Raw genomic sequence first — 17393 nt, forward strand, 5'->3', positions numbered from 1 at the left:
GTCTCGTCAGCGGACGTCCCAGACCGGTTCGTCGGACTCGACGACCTCGCCGTCGTTCTGGAACACCAGGTAGCGGTCGAAGCCGCGCGCGAACCACCGGTCGTGCGTCACCGCGATCACGGTGCCCTCGAACGACGCCAGGCCCGCCTCCAGGGCCTCGGCGCTGGCCAGGTCGAGGTTGTCGGTCGGCTCGTCGAGCAGCAGGCACGTCGCTCCCGAGAGCTCCAGCAGCAGCACCATGAATCTGGCCTGCTGGCCGCCGGAGAGGGTCTTGAAGTCCTGCTCGGACTGTCCTGTGAGCTCGTACCGGTTGAGCGCGCTCATCGCGCGCTGCCGGTCGAGCGAGGGCCGGTCCTCGTCGCCGTCCCAGAGGATCTCGCGGAGCGTGCGGCCGTCGAACTCGGGATGCTCGTGCGTCTGCGAGAAGTGTCCCGGATAGACGCGGGCACCGAGACGCGCGATGCCGCTGTGCGCCACCGGGTCGAGCGAGCGCTTCGCGGCCAGGCCCGCCTCGGGGTCCGAGCCGCCCTGGGCGAGCAGCCGCAGGAAGTGGCTCTTCCCCGTGCCGTTGGCGCCCAGCACGGCGACGCGATCGCCGTACCAGGCCTCAAGATCGAACGGGAAGGTCAGGTCCTCCAGTTCCAACTGCTCGCAGATGACGGCGCGCTTGCCGGTGCGCCCGCCTTCGAGCCGCACCTTGATGTTCTGATCGCGCGGTGGCGCGGGCGGCGGCCCGGCCTCCTCGAACTTCCGCAGCCGCGTCTGCGCGGCCTTGTACCGGGAGGCCATCTCCGCGTTGAAGGCCGCCTTGTTCTTGTACATGAGCATGAGCTCGCGGAGCTTGTGGTGCTCCTCGTCCCAGCGGCGGCGCAGCTCCTCGAACCGCTCGTGACGCGCGACGCGGGCGTCGTGCCAGGTCGCGAAGCCGCCGCCGTGCGTCCAGGTGGTCCCGGCCTCCAGGGTCACGATCGATTCGGCACTGTTGGCGAGCACTTCGCGGTCGTGCGAGACGAACAGGATCGACTTGTCCGAGTCGCGGATCATCCGCTCCAGCTCGCGCTTGGCGGGCACGTCGAGGAAGTTGTCGGGCTCGTCGAGCACCAGCACCTCGTCGCGCCCGCGCAGCAGCAATTCGAGCGCGAACCGCTTCTGCTCGCCGCCCGAGAGCGTCCGCAGCGGACGATCCTTGGTGTCCTCCCAAGGGAGGCCGAGGATGGAGACCGAGACGGTGTCGCACAGGACGTCGAACTCGTAACCGCCCGATTCGCCCCAGTCGGCCAGAGCTTGGGCGTAGTCGAGCTGCGTCTTCTCGGAGGCGGCCGCGGGATCGGAGGCCTCGGAGGCCAGGCGCCGCTCGGTCTCGGCCATGCGCTCGGCGACGGCCCGCAGCTGGGGCGGCGCGAGTGCGATCGCGAGGCTCCGGAGCGGGCGGACGCCTTCGCGCATGCCGACGAGCTGGCGCATGACGCCGAGCCCGCCGCCGTGGGAGACGGTGCCCGAATCGGGCGCCAGGACGCCGGTGACGATGTTGAGCAGCGTGGTCTTGCCGGTGCCGTTGGCGCCGATCAGGGCGACTTTCGCGCCCTCGCCGACGCGGAACGACACGTCGGAGAACAGCGTCGTCCCGTCGGAGAGGTGATAGCCGATGCCGGAGAGATCCACGAAGCCCATGCGGCGATTGTGGCGGCGGGAGGGACGGGCGTCAAAGGCATTTGCGCGAGCCGCGGGTGTGATCCCGCTTTGCCATGCGATCTCGAATCCCCACTGTGCGATGCGCTCTTCCAGCCCGTCGCGCGACGGAACGGTTCCGTCTCGACGGTCGTAATTGAGGCTCCGAGATGAATCTCCTGACCGAACAGCGATGGATTTCCGAGCCGAATGACGTTGTAATAGTCATCGGGCACCGAACCGCACGAAGAGCAGGGAGACTGAACCTCATGACCCCATCGGTGATCGACTTCAAACCCGTGACCGAGCGAATGACGGCGCTGCTCGACGGCATCGACGATGGCATGCTGTCCGGCCCGACCCCGTGCGAGGAGTACACGGTCGGGGCGATGCTCAACCACGCGCTCGGCCTCGCCGGGGCGTTCACCAGCGCGGCGCAGAAGGAGCGCAGCCCGCTCACCGACGCCCCGCCCCCGGCGCCCGCTCCTGAAGTGATGCCAGAATGGCGGACGCAGCTGCCGCGCAGGCTCGCTGTGCTGGCCGAGGCGTGGGCCGACCCAAACGCCTGGGAAGGCGAGGCCACCGCCGGAGGCGTGACCTTCTCCCCGCTCAGGCCATGGGTTTGGTGGCGCTCAATGAGGTCGCCATCCACGGCTGGGACCTGGCACGGGCCACGGGACAGGACTACGGGCTCGAACCCGAGTTCATCGAGGTGCTGACCGCTTTCAACGGGCAGAACGCCGATGACCAAGCGGCCAGGGAGGGCGTCTATGGCCCGGTCGTGGAGGTCGGGGAGGATGCCTCGCCGTTCGACCGGCTCATCGGGATCACCGGCCGCGACCCCGAATGGCGTCCCTAAGGCATACCGAGCGGTTACGGTCCAGCCCTTCGCTTCGGCGAGGGCTGGGAACGCCTCGGCGTTGGCGGCCATGAACTGGTCGAAGCTGCGCGGGGCGATCCCGGTGAGGCGTTCGACGGCGTCGGTGGTCTCGCTGTAGGCGCCCGCGCCGAGCGTGTCGTAGAGCGAGGCGAGTTCGTGAGCGGGGCCCTCGGGCAGGCCGAAGCCGCGAAGACGTTTCGCGATTGCCTCACTCGTCTCCCCGACGAACCCCACGTGGTGGCCACGGCCCATCGAGAGCTTGGCGGCGATCTCGCGATAGGCGAGCGCCTCCGGGCCGGTGATCACATAGGACTCTCCCGGGCGCGGTGCCTCGGTGAGCAGAGCGGCCGCTGCGGCCGCGAGGTCATAGGTGTCCACAAAGGCTACAGGTGCTTCGCCCACGGGGCCGATGAGATTCCCGTGCTCGTCGGTGAGGCCGGCGGTCGGGGTGAGGAAGTTCTGCATGAACCCGCCCGGTTGCAGCATCGTCCATGCGATGCCCGAGCTCTTGAGGTAGGTCTCTGTCACGCCGTGGCCGCCCTCGGACATCGGGCGGCCGGGCGCGGCGTTCCAGATCGACAGCTTGACGATGTATTGGACTCCGGCGTCCTTCGCCGCGTCGATGACGTTCCGCTCCCACCGGATCATCGGCTGCTCGCCCTCGACGGCCTGCGCCCCAGGGGAGGCGAGGAAGACGCGGTCGACACCGACCATCGCGGCCGCCAACGAAGCGGGATCGTCGAAGTCGCCGATGGCGTATTCGCTCACGGCATGGCCGCCCTCGGCGCGGCGGTTCGCGCCATGGTCAGTCGGGATGCGGTCATTCGCGGTGCGGTCGCCCTGGGCGGGGATTGCGCCGAGGGCTTCGCCCTTGGCCCTGTCGCGGACCAGGGCCCTGAACGCAGTGCCGCGTTCCTTCAGTTGCCGGACAAGGTATCTGCCGGTCGAGCCGGTCGCTCCTGTCACGAGGATCATGTCGCCTCCGAGATAAGTGGAGGAAATTCCTCCGGTTAAGGACGACGCTAGCATAAGCGGAAGGAAATCTTCCAGTATCATCTGGGCATGACTTCCACCGCCCAGACGCCGCGCCTGCGCGCCGACGCTCAGCGCAACCGCGCGCGCATCATCGCCGGAGCCGCCGCGCTCATCGGCGAGCGCGGGCCGGACGTGCCGATGGAGGAGATCGCCCGGCGCGCGGGCGTCGGCGTAGGGACTCTCTACCGCCGTTTCCCGGACCGCCACAGCCTCGTGCGCGAAGTCGCCGCCGACATGTTCCGCAGCACGGGCCGAATCGCCGCCGAGGTGCTCGACGAGGCTGCCAGCGGCTGGGAGGCGTTGGTCTGCCTCATGCGCCACTGCGCCGAGCCTGAACTAGGCGCGCTCTCGGCTGCTCTGCGCGGTTGGCTCGCCGAGCATCGCGACAAGGACGAGGAACTGCGGGCGCTCACCGCGGCATGGCTTGCCCGATTCGAGGAGGCGGTACGCAGGGCCCAGGCCGAGGGCGCGATGCGCACCGATATCGACGGTGTGGAACTGCTGCGGCTCATCAGCCTTATCACATGTCATATGTCTGAACTCTCGACCGAGGCGAATCGAGAGGCGAGCGTCCGTTACGTCGAAGTCCTCATCGACGGCCTGCGCCTTCGAGAAGGTTGAGCGTTGCCCAATGGGTGTCGTATTGGATTTGTCGTATTGGAAACGATGCGCTGTGGAGATGGAATGAGAGCGCTTTCCTTAGGGTAATTCCCTGCTCGGGCTGGACGCGAGTTGACGGGCATGTTTGGGGCCCACTTGTGCCGCACACGTCTCCGGATGCGGTCAGTTCTCCATCGCGGGCGGCTCGGCCCGGACGAAGTCGCCTTGGACGAGCGCCCGCTTCAGCGACCGGGACGAGGCGAACTCGTCCAGGTCGGTGAAGACCGGCTCGGCGTCCTCGCCGGACGACCACACGAGCTTCAGCCCGCGCGTCCGATGGTCGATCGGGCCTTCGCCCGGCGCCCAGAGCCGCACCGAGCGGACCGTGAACTCCTTGCCGGTCGCCGTGTTGACCACGAGGCCGTGCTCGTACACCTCCAGCAGCTCCACATCGGATGAACGGGGTTCGTCGTCGCCGCTCGTCCACGCGCGGCCGATGAAGAACGCGACCACTGCGAGCAGGAGGACGCCCGATATCCAGCCCGGCTGGGCCTCGGTGAGCTTCGCGAGGTCCACGGCGATGCCGATGCAGGCCAGTGCCACCACCCAGGGCACGAGCGATGGCAGGCGGCGTCTGCTGTACGCGCCTTGGAGCTCGCCGAGGGCGGGATCGGCGGGCGGCGGTTCGTCTTCGTCGTCGGGGTAGAGCGAGACCATGGGGAGTCGGGACGTGTCGATGCCCGACGCCTCTTCGAAGTCGAGCCAGAGCGCCAGGATCGCGTCGTCCCCGCCGCGCACCGCCTGCCTCCGAATGGACTCGATGGTGCCGACGCACAGCGGTATCAGAAGCGGATGGTCCGCGTGATGGATCGCGGGGGAGCGGTCTGCCGGTCCGGCGTCGGCATCAAGATCGGCGCCAGGATCGGTGTCGGTGTCAAACCCAGAGCCAGAGTCAGAGCCGAAGCCACGGACCGGACCGAAACCGGGAGCGATATCCGGATCGGCGACGGTGAGCCACTCCCGCACGGCCGCGACCAGATCGATCGGATCGGTGCCGTCGACGAGCGGCCATGTCTCCGAGTCGCTTTCGAGCAGCAGCGCCGCCAGATGCTCACGGGCCTGCGGAGTCTCGGGGTAGAGGACGGCCGCGGCCTCGGCCACGCCGTCGCGGACGGCGATGGCGAGCTTGCGGCGCAGACGGAGCGGACGTTGGACGAGCGGCTGGGGCTCTCGCGGCGCTGCGGCGCTCTGCCGCACCCATGCGGTGATCGGTTCGGTGCTGGAATCCACGGGGACACCTCCGGGGGACGACCATTCAGAGTCTATGGGTGCGATGCCGAGAGGAAGGCACGCGGTGGACGCCGCCCCACCGCGGCTCCCGAGTCGCTCTCGGATAACGCCTCAGGCGCGAAGACGGCCTTGATCGTCGCCGCATAGGAGGCGAGCCCGGTCCCCTCCGCGTCGACCGCCATCGCGATCTCGGCGATCGCCTCGATCGTCGTCATCGTGCCCTCGGGCAGTTCCAGCTCGAACAGGAGCCGCGCATCGCCGCCGAGCGACACCTCGGCGCCCCGGCCGATCGCCTCCGGCGGTGGCGGCACCGCCACCTCGATCAGATGCGTCCCCGCCGCCAACCGGTACTCGTTCACGCCCCAGATCGCCGGGACCGACGAGTCGCCCACGGTGACCCGCGGAGGATCGACCCACGGCCGCACCACGGGACGGCGCGACTCCCCGAGCAGATCGAGACCGCGCTTCGCGTACGCCTTGGCCTTGCCCGTCTCCGACCAGATCTCCCGCTGCGCCGCGACGTGCTCGCTCCAGATCCGCCGCTGCTCTTCGCTGAGGTTCTCCAGGTCCTCGCCCACCTGCTCCTTGAGCGTCTGGAACGGCTTCAGCCGACGAGTGCCCTCGCGCTCCCCGGGCCCCTCGTCGGCCAGATCCGCGGGAGTGAGCCCGAGTTCGACGCTCTCCTCGCTCGGGCGCTGCACATAGGCGAGGTCGAGCCGGAGCACCGCCATGCCCGGCTCAGAGCGGGGCCGCCGCGCATCGCCCGGATCGACGGCGCGCCAGTGCCCGAGAGACGCCGCCGCAACCTCGCCGTCCCACTCGCTCGGCTCGATCGCGAACTGCCGGTGGAAATCCGAGGTGCGACGCTCGCCCGTCCGGTGGTCGAGCCACTCGGGGACGGTGGAGGACACCTCGACCCGGCCCGCCGACGGCACGTCCACGCGCGTGTAAGCCCCCGAAGCGCCGCACTGCACTTGCACGAGCCGAGACCCGGACTCGACCTCGATCACGCCGGTGCCGAAGCCCGTCGCCGCGGGCCTGCCGTCGATCAAGATGAGCGGCGTGAACGGCCTCGGACGGTCCTGCGGCCCGGGCACCGCGCCGGGCGCAGTGCGCCTGCTGTCGGACCGCACCTCGATCAGGCCGCGCCCCGGGCCGGGGTTCCGCGCCTTCTCGCGCACCTCGAACCCGCCGACCGGGTGTGCGGCGAGCCAGTACTCCCGCTGCCCGGTCGGTATGTAGCGAAACCGCTTGATCAGGCCGGGCAATTCAGGCGCCGATCTGGTCGACCGTGCCCGCGACCGCGTTGATGCCCTGCTTGTAGTTCTTCAGGAATTCCAGCACCGGCTTGATCTTGGTGAGGACCTCGTTGATGGTGCCGATGACCTTGGCGGCCTTGGCGAAGATCTCGCTGGCCTGCTTGATCCGCGAGATCGCCCGCATCACCAGCGACGCCACCTTGTAAACGGCGTCGGCGATCGCGGTGGCGATGGTGGCGCCGAACGTGGCCACCGCGGCGGCCACTTGCGGCAGCAGCCGCGTCAGGGCCCACGAGACGCCCTTGGCGAGCAGGTCGACGATGTCCTGCCGCAGGGCCTTGGCGAGGTCGGCCATGCACCCGAGGATGCCTTCGAGCCCGACCGCGATGAATCCCATGCCGCGGATGGCCTCGCTGGCCTCCCCGATCCGCATGCGGGCGGCGTCGCCGTCCGTGCCGACCCAGTCGCTCAGGTTGTCGTCGCTCATGGACTTCACGTAGTCGGCCACCTGCGGGGCGCCGGCGGACACGGTGTTCCACATCGAGGCCGAGGTGCGCATGCGCGTCTCGTTGCCGGAGACCATGCCGACGAGGTCTTCGAGCGGCTGGAAGACCTGGATCAGGAAGTCGATGAGACTGCCCGCGAGCCACTGGACGGGGTCGAACTTGGGGTCGGTGATGCCCTCGACCATGCTCCAGAAGTTCTCGGCGGCGCCCTGGATGCCGGTGATGTCTCCGGCGAGGCCGGTGATGAGGTTCGAGTAGCCGTCCCAGTCGGTGAGGCTGTCGATCTTGCCGACGTTGGTGACGGTGTTCTGCACGGCGACCGCCGGGGAGGCCACGCTGCTGAGCATGTTCATGCCGGAGGCGCCGTGGGTGGTGGTGGAGGGTGAGCCCTGGCCGGTGACGGCCTTCCACGCGTCGGTGCCGCTGGGGACCCAGGCGCTGCCCTCGTTGGCAGTGGCCGACTGCTTGGGGGCGTTGTTGTCCCAGGTGGGGGCTTCGGTTCCGTCGGACATCAGGAGCCGTCTCCTTCGAGTTCTTGGCCGATCTTCTCAAGTTCGGCGGCGATCGCCTGGTCGTTGCCTTCGTGTTCGTCGGCGCAGTCTTCGAGCCGGGTCGCGAGGCCGGAGACGGCGTCTCGGGCGTCGCCGATGGAGGAGTGGAAGATCTCGGCGACGCCGAAGTAGATGGGGGCCATGACGATGCCCGCGACGCCCCACATCCACCAATCGGGGTCGGCTTCCTTGGCGTAGTCGGCGAGGGCTTCGACTTCGCCTTCGGCTTGGTGGAGGCCGGACGCGGCCTGTTTGAGTTTCTCCGCGTCGACGTCGATCCATGACATCGGGCATCACCTCGGTTGGGGGGTGTGACGGCAAGTGGCGAGCAGCGGGCACTGCTCGATTCGGAGTGTATGCGCAGGGTGCAACGCGGTATGAGGTCGCACTGAGGTCATGCCGCCTGGGGTTGGACGGCGTGAGGTCATACAGCCTGAGGTTGCACAGTTTGGGATTGCACGGTCTGAGATTGCACAGCCTGAGGTTGTACTGGCGGCTGTCGTGCTGCCCGCGGTGGAGCTGCCGGGGCGCTCGGAGACACCGCGGCAAGCCGGACCAGACGGTGGCGAGAGGTCTGGGGGACCACATGGGTGCGGGAACGCGGCAGACTGGCGACATGGGAGAGTCGCGCAGCGAATCCGGATCGCGTTGGTGGAAATGGGTTGTCGTGAGTGCGGTGGGTGTCATGGCCTTCGCTGGAGTTGGGGCGTGGTTGCTGGTGGACCCGTTGTCCGCGAGCGAGCCGAAGGACCGGGCGAGCGCGATAAGGACGGTGTTCACGATCGGCTTCGGTTTCGGCGGGCTTGCGACGCTGGGGTTGTTCACGAGACGGCAGTGGCATCAGGAGCGGGTCGCCGATGAGGTGAGGTATGACGCCGAGCAGCGGCGGATCACCGAGCAGTACATGCAGGCGGTCGAGCAGCTGGGGCACGAGAAGGCGCCGGTGCGGCTGGGCGGGCTGTACGCGCTTGACAGGTTGGGCAGGAACCATCCCGAGCAGCGACAAGTGATCGCCGAGGTCTGGTGCGCCTATCTGCGGCGCAGGTACATGCCGCCGCCCGAGATCATCGGCGAGGCGAGTAGGGAAGAAGGCGAGGAGGTGGCCGAACGCGACGAAGACCAGCTCAAAGCCGATGCTGAGGCGGCCGACGAGTATGAGGTGCGGATGACCGCGCAGCGACTCTTGGCTGGACACCTGAAAGATCCACGGCCAGAGGAGGAGCGCGACGACACCAGGCCGGACGAGTCGGAAGAGTATTGGCACCTGGAACATCTCGACCTCACCGGCGCGACTCTCATCGATGCCAATTTCACTGATTGTCGGCTCCCGACGTTGAACGCCAGCCGTGTTCATTTCTGCCGTGATGCTTCGTTCTATGGAGCGTATTTCGAGGGTGACGCCTGGTTTGGTGGGGCGCGGTTTGAGAGTGGTGCTTGGTTTGGTGGAGTGCGGTTTAAGGATGTCGCCGGCTTCGGTGAGGCGCGGTTTAGGGGTGATGCCGAGTTCGGTGAGGCATGGTTTGGGGATAATGCCTGGTTCGACGAAGCATGGTTTGAGCGCGATGCTGATTTCGGTGAGGCGTGGTTTAGGAGTGTCGCCTGGTTCGATGGGGCGCGGTTTGTGGGTGTCGCCGGATTCAATGGAGCACGGTTTAGAGATGTTGGCGGGTTTGGTGGGGTGCGGTTTGGGGATCGCGCCAGGTTCGATCATGTCGGAGGAATCTCTGCTGAGGGAGTGCTTGGATCTGTCCCTCAGTTTGTAATGACGGGTGTGGTTGTGGAGCGAATTTTCGAGAATAATGCGCATGTGTGGCCCCCTGGGTGGGAGACGGTGCCCGATGGGAATCATTGGCAGCTGGTTCAGGTTGAGGAGTGATGGTGGGGCGCTTCGAGGGGCGACCCTCCCGGAGGTGGTCTGCGGGGACGACCTGGATCTACTAATCCGGAACTGTGAAGTTGGGTTCTGGGTGGTGGTGCGAGAATGCTTGCATGGCAAAGGGAAAGCCGCGCGCGAGCGCGGAGCTTCGGATCAGGGCCCTGGAGATGAAAGCGAGCGGATACACCGCCGCGTTCATCGCAGGGGCACTGGGAGTCTCGCCGAACTCGGTCTACAACTGGGCGCGGTGGGCCCGCGAGGGCCGCGCCGCGGGACTGGGCGACAAACGGCCCGAGCGCAAGAGCGCGATGGATGCGTCGATGCGCGCCGAGCTGGCGGGGATCATCGAGTCGACCACGCCCGAGGAGCACGGCTTCGATTCGCGGCTGTGGACCCGTGAGATCGCCGCCGCGCTGGTGAAGGAGCGGTTCGGGATTGTTTTCTCGCCCAAGTGGATCGGGCAGATCCTCACCGATCTCGGATTCACCCCGCAGCGACCGCGTTACCGTTCGGACCGGGCCGATCCGGCCGCGGTCGAGCAATGGCGGACCGAGACCTTTCCTCAGATCGCCGCTCAGGCCCGCCAGGAGAGCGCCGAGATCTTTTTCGGCGACGAATCCGCCATCCAGCTGGGCTTCCATGCCGGAACCACCTGGGGCCGCAAAGGCGTGACACCGATCGTGACCGCTTCGGGTCCGGTCGGGGGCCGCAAGACGATCATGATGGTCTCGGCGATCTCCCGTAAAGGACAGCTGCGCTTCCGGCTCCACTCCGGCTCGTTCGACGCTGTCGCGTTTCTCGATTTCTGCAAGCGATTGATGGCCACCACCGACAAGCCGGTGTTTCTCATCGTCGATAACGCCCGCGTCCACCACGCCAAGATCGTCAAAGCCTTCGAGGAGCAGGCCGAAGGACGACTGCGATTGTTCTACCTGCCGCCCTACTCGCCTCAGCTCAACCCAGACGAACTGGTCTGGAACACCGTCAAGAACGGGCGTATCGGAACAGCCGTCATCAAGAACGAAGGCGACCTGCATCGGGTCGCGCTCGGCGCCCTGCGCCGCCTCCAGAAGCTCCCCGGAACCGTCAAGCGCTTCTTCAACCACCCCGAACTTTCCTACATCCTTGCCGCCCAATCGGAATAACCCCAGAAAACCCAACTTCACAGTTCCGGATTAGTAGTAACGTTTCGCACACTGACTGCTTACCGGCATGCCTGGAGGTGCCGGTGCGGTCGGGAGACGAGCCTTCGCCGACCCCTGAGAGGCCCTGCCCCGCAATGAGCCTGATAGATGACGCCATCACCTCTATCGATGCCGACAAACAGGCCACAGAGGAGATCGCCGCCCTGATCGCGGGGAGCAAGCAGCAGGCCGAGGAAGTGCTCGGACGGTTGCAGGCGCTGGGCGTCAGAGCAGAAGGTCACGCGCTGAGTGCCGCCAAGCAGACGCTCGAAGACTGCGAGACGCAGTGCGCCGCACTGGCACGGCAGCTCGACGAGGCCAGGGCTGCGGCCGTAGCCGCCAAGGGCGGCGGCGGGTCGGGGAGTGGGTCGGGTCAGGCAGGTCGGGTGGGACAGGCGGACCAGGCGGGCCGGTCGCCGTGAGCGCGATGGGTGAGCTGGCCGAGAAGATCGAGGCCGACAAGGAGCGAGTGGCGGAGCTGGCGGCCAAGATCGCGGCGACCAAGCAGCGCTTGGAGACCGCGACCGGTAAGGCTCGTCATCTCGGTGCAGAGGATATAGCCTATAACCTCGATAGTAGTGAGCGCGAGCTTGAGGAGGCCGAGAGCGGCAGGGCTGTTCTTGAAGGGAGTCTGGAGAAGGCGCGCTGGCAGGTGATGGCGGCGATCCACGGGATCGGTCCGGGCGCACCGGCGAAGAGTTCGGGAGGTTCCAGTGGATCAAGTGGATCGAGCGAACAAGGTTGGGATGTGGTCGGGCCGGACGGCGAGGTCTTGTCGGAGGGCGCGGATACGATCCCGTTGTCGCTTCAACGCGGGGAACCGAGCAACGCAGAGCTCAGGACCACTCCGGGTCCCTTCCAGAAGGAGCACGAGAACGCCGACGCCGATAAGCAAATGAATCCGTTCGCTCGCGGAGCGCGAAGTGCGGTCCGGAACGCCAACGACTTCAAAAAATCGCTCGATGCGCTCACCAAGCCTGCGTTCGAAGACATGCAGGCCGGTTGGAAGCCTCCCGCGAACGACACTTACCCGACCGTGGGCGTAGCGGACTCCGTCCCCAACGTGTCGGTATTCCAGCCCACGCACGCTGAACTTCATAACCCCACAGGTACTCTCGTAGTCGTGGCCGTGCTTGTAGTCGATTGGGCGGCACGGGGACTCCGGAGATGGAAAGGCAGATCATGACCGAAATTTCAGTGTTCCGTGAGACCATGCGTGCTGCGGCCCTCGGCAATGCGGAGGAAGCAAGCCGTCTTTACGATCAGATTCCGAAATCCGATCTCAGCGATTACCACATGTTCGTGGTGGCGTTCTTCGCAGGCGCTCTCGGAGTCAGGTTCAGCGAAGACCAGAGCATCGAAGCGATAAAGCGGTTCGCGGATGAAATGCGGTATGACTACCGCGATGTGGATCCGCCCGTGAAACAGCTCGTGGTCGAGGGGCTTATTCGCGGAATGATGGGCGAGGAACAGCTCTTCGACGAGATCACGCCTGAGGAGCAGTATCGAACTCAGCTTCTCGCGATCCGCAAGATTGTAGGGCAGTCGCCTGAGATGCGAGAGAAGCTTGATGACTATCTTGCTGATGCTGGAACGTTGGTGGCCCAGTGGCAGAGCGAAGGTTAGCCTTCTTTATCGACTTATCTAAATGCTTGTGGTGTAAGTTATTTGAGCTTGCGCCACAAGCATTTTCGTCTTCTCCCCACTTTCTCTCTGCCTTCTCTTGGCCCTCTCTTCGTCTTCTCTCTAGACGGTTTTGGACCCGGTGTTGACGGCGCGTTGATCATGAGTCACTATGTTGTCAACACGTCTGCGAGTTTGGAAGCGGCTCTGGGGGTTTACGAGCCGAACGAACTCGCTTACGACACTTCACGACGGATGCGCTTGGCGCTCCGAAAAACTCATAGGGCAGAATGCAAGCTGCCGCCCGGTGGTCCAGGACTACCAATCAAGTTCCACCGGGCGGCTCCGAACACAGGAAGGAAACCTTCTGTGTCATCTACGACCATACGCTATTCGACGCTGCCTGAAAACAGCCAGTCGATTAGCCTCACATCCAGCCTCACGTCCGCTCACCCACCGCAGCGCGACCCGGCACGCGAGTCTCTCGGCAGCCTTCGCCGCTCGCCCGATCCGGCCCTGCCCGTCGTCAACTTCTACGAAGCGGACCCCAAGGCAGACCCCAACACGCCCGGCGCCTACCGCTACAACCCGGACACCTACGACCCGTCCATTCCCGACTCCGACCCGCGCTCGCCGCGCTACGAACCCCCGCACCTACGCCACCAGCCCGGCGACACCTTCGAGATCGGCGGCAAGCCCTACGATCCCCTCGACCCCGGCCCCTACGGCACCCCCGGCTGGTACCAGGACAACCGCACCGGCCGTCACCGTCGCGGCGAACTGCCCGACCCCGAGGACCCGCAGGATCCCGAGAGCCCCGAGGGCTCGGACAGACCTCCCCGGCCCTCGCAACGGCACCCGCAAAGGCCCATTCGATGGCAGGCACCGCCCACCTCCCCGTCCGAACCCGGCGACTGGTCGTCGCCTCCGATCCCCTCACCGTCCCCGCCCGTCGACGAGGGGCAACCGTCCCCCTACCGCCGCCGCTATCGCCGCTGGGACACCACTGAGTACGCTTCTGGGCTCATCTCTGGGCACGTCTCCGAGCACGCCCCCGAACACGTCTCTGAGCGCATCTCCGAACACACCTCTGGACACCTCTCCGAGACCGGCCCTCGCGGCGGCGTGGGCAGGATCGACGACGGAGACACGCTGTACCGCTTCTCGCCGCTCCGGGAGGGCGCCATGCATCGTTTCCTCGAACTCTCCCAACCGTTCCGCGACGCCCACTTCCAACCGGAGCCGCCCACGTTCGCCGCGCGCCTGCTCTGGACCCTGCATTGGTTCCTGTGGGTCGCGGCGTGCGGCCTGGTCCCAGCGCCGCGCCCACTCGCCGCCGAGCGTCGACCCATGCTCGACGCCGCCGCAATCGCCACCACAACCAACACGGCCGCCGCAGTCACCGCGGCCGCCACGACCACCAACGCCGATATCGGCCTCGGAACTGGTATCGGCTTCACCGCCACTAGGACCGTCACCTCTGGCACCGTTGCCGCTGGAACCACCGGTACTACTAGCGCCATCGGCGCCGATCCGTCGCACTTGCACGGCACGCCTCGCCAGGAACGCTCGCACACCGCGCCAGCGGCCAAGACGTCGTACATCGCCGTCTGGGAACGCAGCCACGATGCCCAGTTCTCCGCTCAGTTCCCCGTCCGCTTCTCCGCTCATCTCCCCGTCGCCGGAGGTGGTTTGCTGTGAGTTCCCGTTACGCGCCGCACCGCATCCGCGCCCGCTACCTCACCGCGCTCAACGCGCTGCCGATCCCGCTCGACCCTGCCGAGGTCACCGACCCGCCGGACCCGGCCCGGCTCACCGTGCTCGGCACCGAGACCGTCGCGGGCCGCGAGGTCCGCTTCGGCACCGTCGCCTCCGCCCCGCGCCTGTGGATGGCGCTCGGCCCGACCGGCCCACTTGCCCCAACCCCGTTGACCGGTCCACTCGGCTCGGCCCTGCCAACCGGCTCAACCGGATCTGTCGCCGTAAACGGCCTGAGCGACAGGACCGACGCGACCGGCCCGACGCGGCCAACCGGCCCGCTCGACCCCGCACCACCAACCGGCCCAACCGGATCCGTCGTCGTGACCGACACGACCGGTCCGACTCGGTCGACCGGCCCAGTCGACCCGGCCCGACCAATCGGCCCGATCCTCCCGACTGCCGCGCCCACCGTGCCCACCGCGCCCGCCATGTCCGCCGGGCCCGCCGCACCTGTCGCAACCGCTTCAACTGCTTCAGCCGCCGCGATCCCTTCAACCGGCGCGGCCGGTGAAGCCAGCACAGCCAGCGCGGCCAACACATCCAGCACAGCAGACGGCCCACTTCTCGGGTACGTGACCGGCCTCGTCGTCGGCGAACCCGCCCTGTGGGTCTGCGACGGCTCCCACCGTGACTGGGTCTTCGACGCCGCCAACTCCCGCGCGCTCAAACGCGCCGCCGTGCGCGTCTGGTTCTCCTGCATCCAGGAATTCAGGGAACCCCGGGAACCTGGGGAACCCGGTGAGTCCAGGGAACCCCGGGAATCCAGGGAATGTGAGGGCTGATCGTGAACTACACCGAACGGTCCCGGCTCTTCCGCGAGCACGCGACCGCGATGCTCCGTGGCGACCGCGCCGAATCCCAGCGGATGGAGCGCCTCATCTACCCCGATCACTACGGGGCGCACCAGCTCTTCATCCAGACGCTGTTCATCGCCTGCATCATCGACCACTTCGGAGAGACGCTCGACCGCGCCGAGCTCGACCGCTTCATCGCACGCCTGCGCTCCGAGCGTCCCGGCGTCTCGCCGCTCAAGACCGAGGCGCTCGTCCGCGTCTTCTACGGCGAGACGCACCTCTACACCGATATCCCGCAGGTCGACCACTGGCCGTGCATGTGGACGGCGGCGCAGATGATCCTCGGCCCCAATCGCAGCGACGCCGAACTGTCCGAACTGTACGAACACGCCGAGGCGACCGGCCGCGAGATGCTCAGCGGTGTCTTCGCCGCCGGTGGGCTGTTCGGCTTCCGCGACGATGAGGAGGCACAGTGACGCCCGAAGAACTGCACAGGGCCGTGATCCGCGCCGTCGCGTTCCGTGACGCCGAAGGCGAGCACCGCTTGCGTATGCGCTTCCGAGGACTCGACCACGACAGCGCGGCCGATTACCTGCACGCCACCGCGATCGTGTGCCTCACGTACCGGTTGGGCGCCACCGGTCCGCACGGCGGCATCAACCAGCTGGGCGAGCCCGTCCCGCTCGACCATGCCGAACTCGGGCGCTTCATGGCCGAACTGCGCGCCGCCGGTCCCGAGTTCGGGCCGCGGCGGAACTTCCTCGAAGTCGAGGCGGTGATCCGCGGCGTCTACGGCGAGACGCACCTGCTCGAAGAGGTGAGTCCCCAGCAGCAGCACGAGGCGCTCCGGCTCGTGCTGCGCTACCTGACCGACTCGGTGCCGGAGATCCGCGAGGACTTCGACGCCGTGATCGACAAGGCCCAGGCCATCCAGAGACACTGGCTCGTCGGCTCGTAGAACGGTCCGACCGAGGAGCCGGGCAGTCCTTCAGCGCCGGTTCGCGGTGGGCACGCCCTTCCCATGGCGTGCCCACCGCACCGCGATCGAGCCACTCGGGCCACGGCACATCTCGGTTACCTTGTGGGCATGACGCAACTCGACCCCGCGCGTACCGCGCTCGTTCTGATCGACCTGATGCCCCGGATCGTCGGGCAACCCCTGGCACCCCGGCCCGGCAGCGCTGTCGTGGACGCCGCCCTCACCTTGGCCGCCGCGAGCCGCGAAGCGGGTGCGCCGGTCGTGGCGGTGCGCGTGGAGCGGCCCGGCGTCGCCGAGCAGCCTCCCGGCAGCGAGCTGGTCGAAGCGGTCGCGGCGGTCGCGGACGAAATCGTCGTCAAGCGCTCCATCGGCGGCTTCTACGGCACGGGTCTGCACGAGTCGCTCCAGCGCCGCGGCGTCGACACCTTGGCGTTCGCCGGTATCGCCACCAACCTGGGCGTCGAGTCCACCGCTCGCGCCGCCTCCGACCACGGCTATGAACTCGTCTTCGTCGAAGACGCCATGGCCGCCGTGACGATCGAGGAGCATCAGGCGGCCGTCACCCTCGACTTTCCCCGGTTCGGCGAGGTGACCACGTGCGCTGAGCTCCAGTGGCGCAAGGACGCCGACGCCGCCTGATGCGAGCGGCGGCAGTCGCCGTCAGCCGTTCTTGGTGTAGTCCATGGTCATGTCGTGCTTCCACGTCGCGCCCTCGTCGTGGGACATCTCCCAGGCGCCCGCGATGGACGCGCCGTCCTCGCCTATCCGCCCGGTGAACCGCTGCCAGAAGTCCGGGTCGTGGCGCCAGAGCTTCCACACGCCGTCAGCGAGGCTCATATTGAGCTTGCGGGCCACGCCGCGAGTGTCGAAGTAGTGCATCGTGTCGGCGCCGAGCAGCGCCGTGGCGTCAGGGAAACGAGGGTGGTCGACGGTGAAGTTCAGCAGCACGAACGCCCCGTTCAGCGTCCACTCGAAGCGATGCCGTGCGGGGATCGGGTCCGGCGAGACGGCGGGGTTGCCGATCGCGACGGTCCAATCGCCGATGAGGGGCTCGAGCGCTTCCTCGTGGTGCGACTGCTGCTTGACAGATGCCATGGCGAGCCCTCCTCGGCCGTATCGCGCGTCCGCTGCCGTCCGCGCCTTACAGAAGTAGACGACGTTCGGAGGGCGAATTCATCGGTTCGCCGCATTCCGTTTCCGGTCGGCGACTCGCCCGCCACCGATCGGTGGGGCTTGCGGGGCGGAGGGCGCTCGGGGCCTGGGGGCCGCCTCGGCCGGTGCGGGCGGCATGCGGCCCGTTGGTGACTCGAACGCCGGGGCCGCCGGGCGGCGCTACGCCGCCCGGCGGCCCCTCGGTGTCACGCGTTCGGCCGCGCCCGTTCGGGCG

General features: G+C 67.3%; 20 protein-coding genes and 1 pseudogene. 14 read left to right on the forward strand and 7 right to left on the reverse strand.

The features are described from left to right. Nucleotides 1–6 precede the first annotated feature (6 nt). Nucleotides 7–1671, reverse strand: a complete 1665-nt coding sequence (locus H613_RS32495) for an ABC-F family ATP-binding cassette domain-containing protein (RefSeq protein ID WP_026925636.1) — start codon at nt 1669–1671, stop codon at nt 7–9. Between the two features lie 341 nt (nt 1672–2012). On the opposite strand from H613_RS32495, the gene H613_RS32740 reads away from it, so the two are divergent. Continuing rightward, on the forward strand, nt 2013–2387 hold the full coding sequence (locus tag H613_RS32740) for a DinB family protein (RefSeq protein WP_342673034.1): 375 nt from the start codon (nt 2013–2015) through the stop codon (nt 2385–2387). 266 nt (nt 2388–2653) lie between these two features. Here the strand turns inward: H613_RS32740 and H613_RS32745 are convergent. Further along, nucleotides 2654–3604 (reverse strand): annotated as a pseudogene (locus tag H613_RS32745) (NmrA family NAD(P)-binding protein); the annotation flags it as partial. A 6-nt stretch (nt 3605–3610) separates the two neighbouring features. Between H613_RS32745 and H613_RS28690 the strand changes: the two are divergent. Further along, entirely contained in the window at nt 3611–4204 is a 594-nt protein-coding gene (locus tag H613_RS28690; protein WP_035739221.1) for a TetR/AcrR family transcriptional regulator, read from the forward strand. A 162-nt stretch (nt 4205–4366) separates the two neighbouring features. Here H613_RS28690 and H613_RS0123190 read toward each other — a convergent pair whose 3' ends face one another. Then, nucleotides 4367–5473 carry a hypothetical protein gene (locus tag H613_RS0123190; protein ID WP_026925637.1) on the reverse strand — a complete coding sequence of 369 codons (1107 nt, stop codon included), beginning with the start codon at nt 5471–5473 and terminating at the stop codon, nt 4367–4369. Nucleotides 5474–5505: 32 nt separating this feature from the next. Next, nucleotides 5506–5865 (reverse strand): hypothetical protein, encoded by a 360-nt coding sequence (locus H613_RS32835; RefSeq protein ID WP_169732047.1) that lies wholly within the window; start codon nt 5863–5865, stop codon nt 5506–5508. Nucleotide 5866: 1 nt separating this feature from the next. Between H613_RS32835 and H613_RS32840 the strand changes: the two genes are divergently transcribed. Together H613_RS32840 and H613_RS32845 are read left to right on the forward strand one after the other, a co-directional pair. Next, nucleotides 5867–6178 (forward strand): PAN domain-containing protein, encoded by a 312-nt coding sequence (locus H613_RS32840; protein ID WP_369333549.1) that lies wholly within the window; start codon nt 5867–5869, stop codon nt 6176–6178. 309 nt (nt 6179–6487) lie between these two features. Further along, nucleotides 6488–6715 carry a hypothetical protein gene (locus H613_RS32845; protein WP_084546915.1) on the forward strand — a complete coding sequence of 76 codons (228 nt, stop codon included), beginning with the start codon at nt 6488–6490 and terminating at the stop codon, nt 6713–6715. 27 nt (nt 6716–6742) lie between these two features. On the opposite strand, the gene H613_RS28695 is transcribed toward H613_RS32845, so the two are convergent. Together H613_RS28695 and H613_RS0123205 are read right to left on the reverse strand one after the other, a co-directional pair. Beyond that, a complete protein-coding gene (locus H613_RS28695) occupies nt 6743–7750 on the reverse strand; it encodes a hypothetical protein (protein ID WP_035739223.1) in 1008 nt (335 codons plus the stop codon). Next, the gene (locus H613_RS0123205; protein WP_026925639.1) at nt 7750–8076 is read right to left on the reverse strand and encodes a type VII secretion target; all 327 of its coding nucleotides are present in this window, start codon (nt 8074–8076) and stop codon (nt 7750–7752) included. Before H613_RS0123205 ends, H613_RS28695 begins: the two co-directional genes overlap by 1 nt. Before the next feature lie 329 nt (nt 8077–8405). Between H613_RS0123205 and H613_RS29675 the strand changes: the two genes are divergently transcribed. The 10 genes from H613_RS29675 to H613_RS0123250 all read left to right on the forward strand — a co-directional run bounded on the left by H613_RS29675 (nt 8406) and on the right by H613_RS0123250 (nt 16645). Then, nucleotides 8406–9665, forward strand: a complete 1260-nt coding sequence (locus tag H613_RS29675; RefSeq protein WP_169732049.1) for a pentapeptide repeat-containing protein — start codon at nt 8406–8408, stop codon at nt 9663–9665. Between the two features lie 113 nt (nt 9666–9778). Further along, nucleotides 9779–10810, forward strand: a complete 1032-nt coding sequence (locus tag H613_RS0123215; protein ID WP_026925640.1) for an IS630 family transposase — start codon at nt 9779–9781, stop codon at nt 10808–10810. 134 nt (nt 10811–10944) lie between these two features. Beyond that, nucleotides 10945–11271: a hypothetical protein gene (locus H613_RS0123220; protein ID WP_026925641.1), complete on the forward strand. Its 327-nt coding sequence runs from the start codon at nt 10945–10947 to the stop codon at nt 11269–11271. A gap of 5 nt (nt 11272–11276) precedes the next feature. Beyond that, entirely contained in the window at nt 11277–12035 is a 759-nt protein-coding gene (locus H613_RS31210; RefSeq protein WP_156926226.1) for a hypothetical protein, read from the forward strand. Next, nucleotides 12032–12475, forward strand: a complete 444-nt coding sequence (locus H613_RS0123225) for a hypothetical protein (RefSeq protein ID WP_156926227.1) — start codon at nt 12032–12034, stop codon at nt 12473–12475. Before H613_RS31210 ends, H613_RS0123225 begins: the two co-directional genes overlap by 4 nt. 366 nt (nt 12476–12841) lie before the next feature. Next, nucleotides 12842–14173 (forward strand): hypothetical protein, encoded by a 1332-nt coding sequence (locus H613_RS31215; RefSeq protein WP_156926228.1) that lies wholly within the window; start codon nt 12842–12844, stop codon nt 14171–14173. Beyond that, a complete protein-coding gene (locus H613_RS31220) occupies nt 14170–15015 on the forward strand; it encodes a collagen-like domain-containing protein (protein WP_156926229.1) in 846 nt (281 codons plus the stop codon). The genes H613_RS31215 and H613_RS31220 overlap by 4 nt, the downstream gene beginning before the upstream one ends. 2 nt (nt 15016–15017) lie before the next feature. After that, a complete protein-coding gene (locus H613_RS0123240; protein ID WP_026925645.1) occupies nt 15018–15503 on the forward strand; it encodes a hypothetical protein in 486 nt (161 codons plus the stop codon). Continuing rightward, the gene (locus H613_RS0123245; protein WP_026925646.1) at nt 15500–15985 is read left to right on the forward strand and encodes a hypothetical protein; all 486 of its coding nucleotides are present in this window, start codon (nt 15500–15502) and stop codon (nt 15983–15985) included. The genes H613_RS0123240 and H613_RS0123245 overlap by 4 nt, the downstream gene beginning before the upstream one ends. 129 nt (nt 15986–16114) lie before the next feature. Then, nucleotides 16115–16645 carry an isochorismatase family protein gene (locus H613_RS0123250; RefSeq protein WP_026925647.1) on the forward strand — a complete coding sequence of 177 codons (531 nt, stop codon included), beginning with the start codon at nt 16115–16117 and terminating at the stop codon, nt 16643–16645. A gap of 21 nt (nt 16646–16666) precedes the next feature. On the opposite strand, the gene H613_RS0123255 is transcribed toward H613_RS0123250, so the two are convergent. After that, nucleotides 16667–17101: a hypothetical protein gene (locus H613_RS0123255; RefSeq protein WP_051393755.1), complete on the reverse strand. Its 435-nt coding sequence runs from the start codon at nt 17099–17101 to the stop codon at nt 16667–16669. Nucleotides 17102–17393 lie beyond the last annotated feature (292 nt).

The organism is Glycomyces arizonensis DSM 44726 (genome assembly GCF_000482705.1).
Taxonomy (GTDB): domain Bacteria; phylum Actinomycetota; class Actinomycetes; order Mycobacteriales; family Micromonosporaceae; genus Glycomyces; species Glycomyces arizonensis.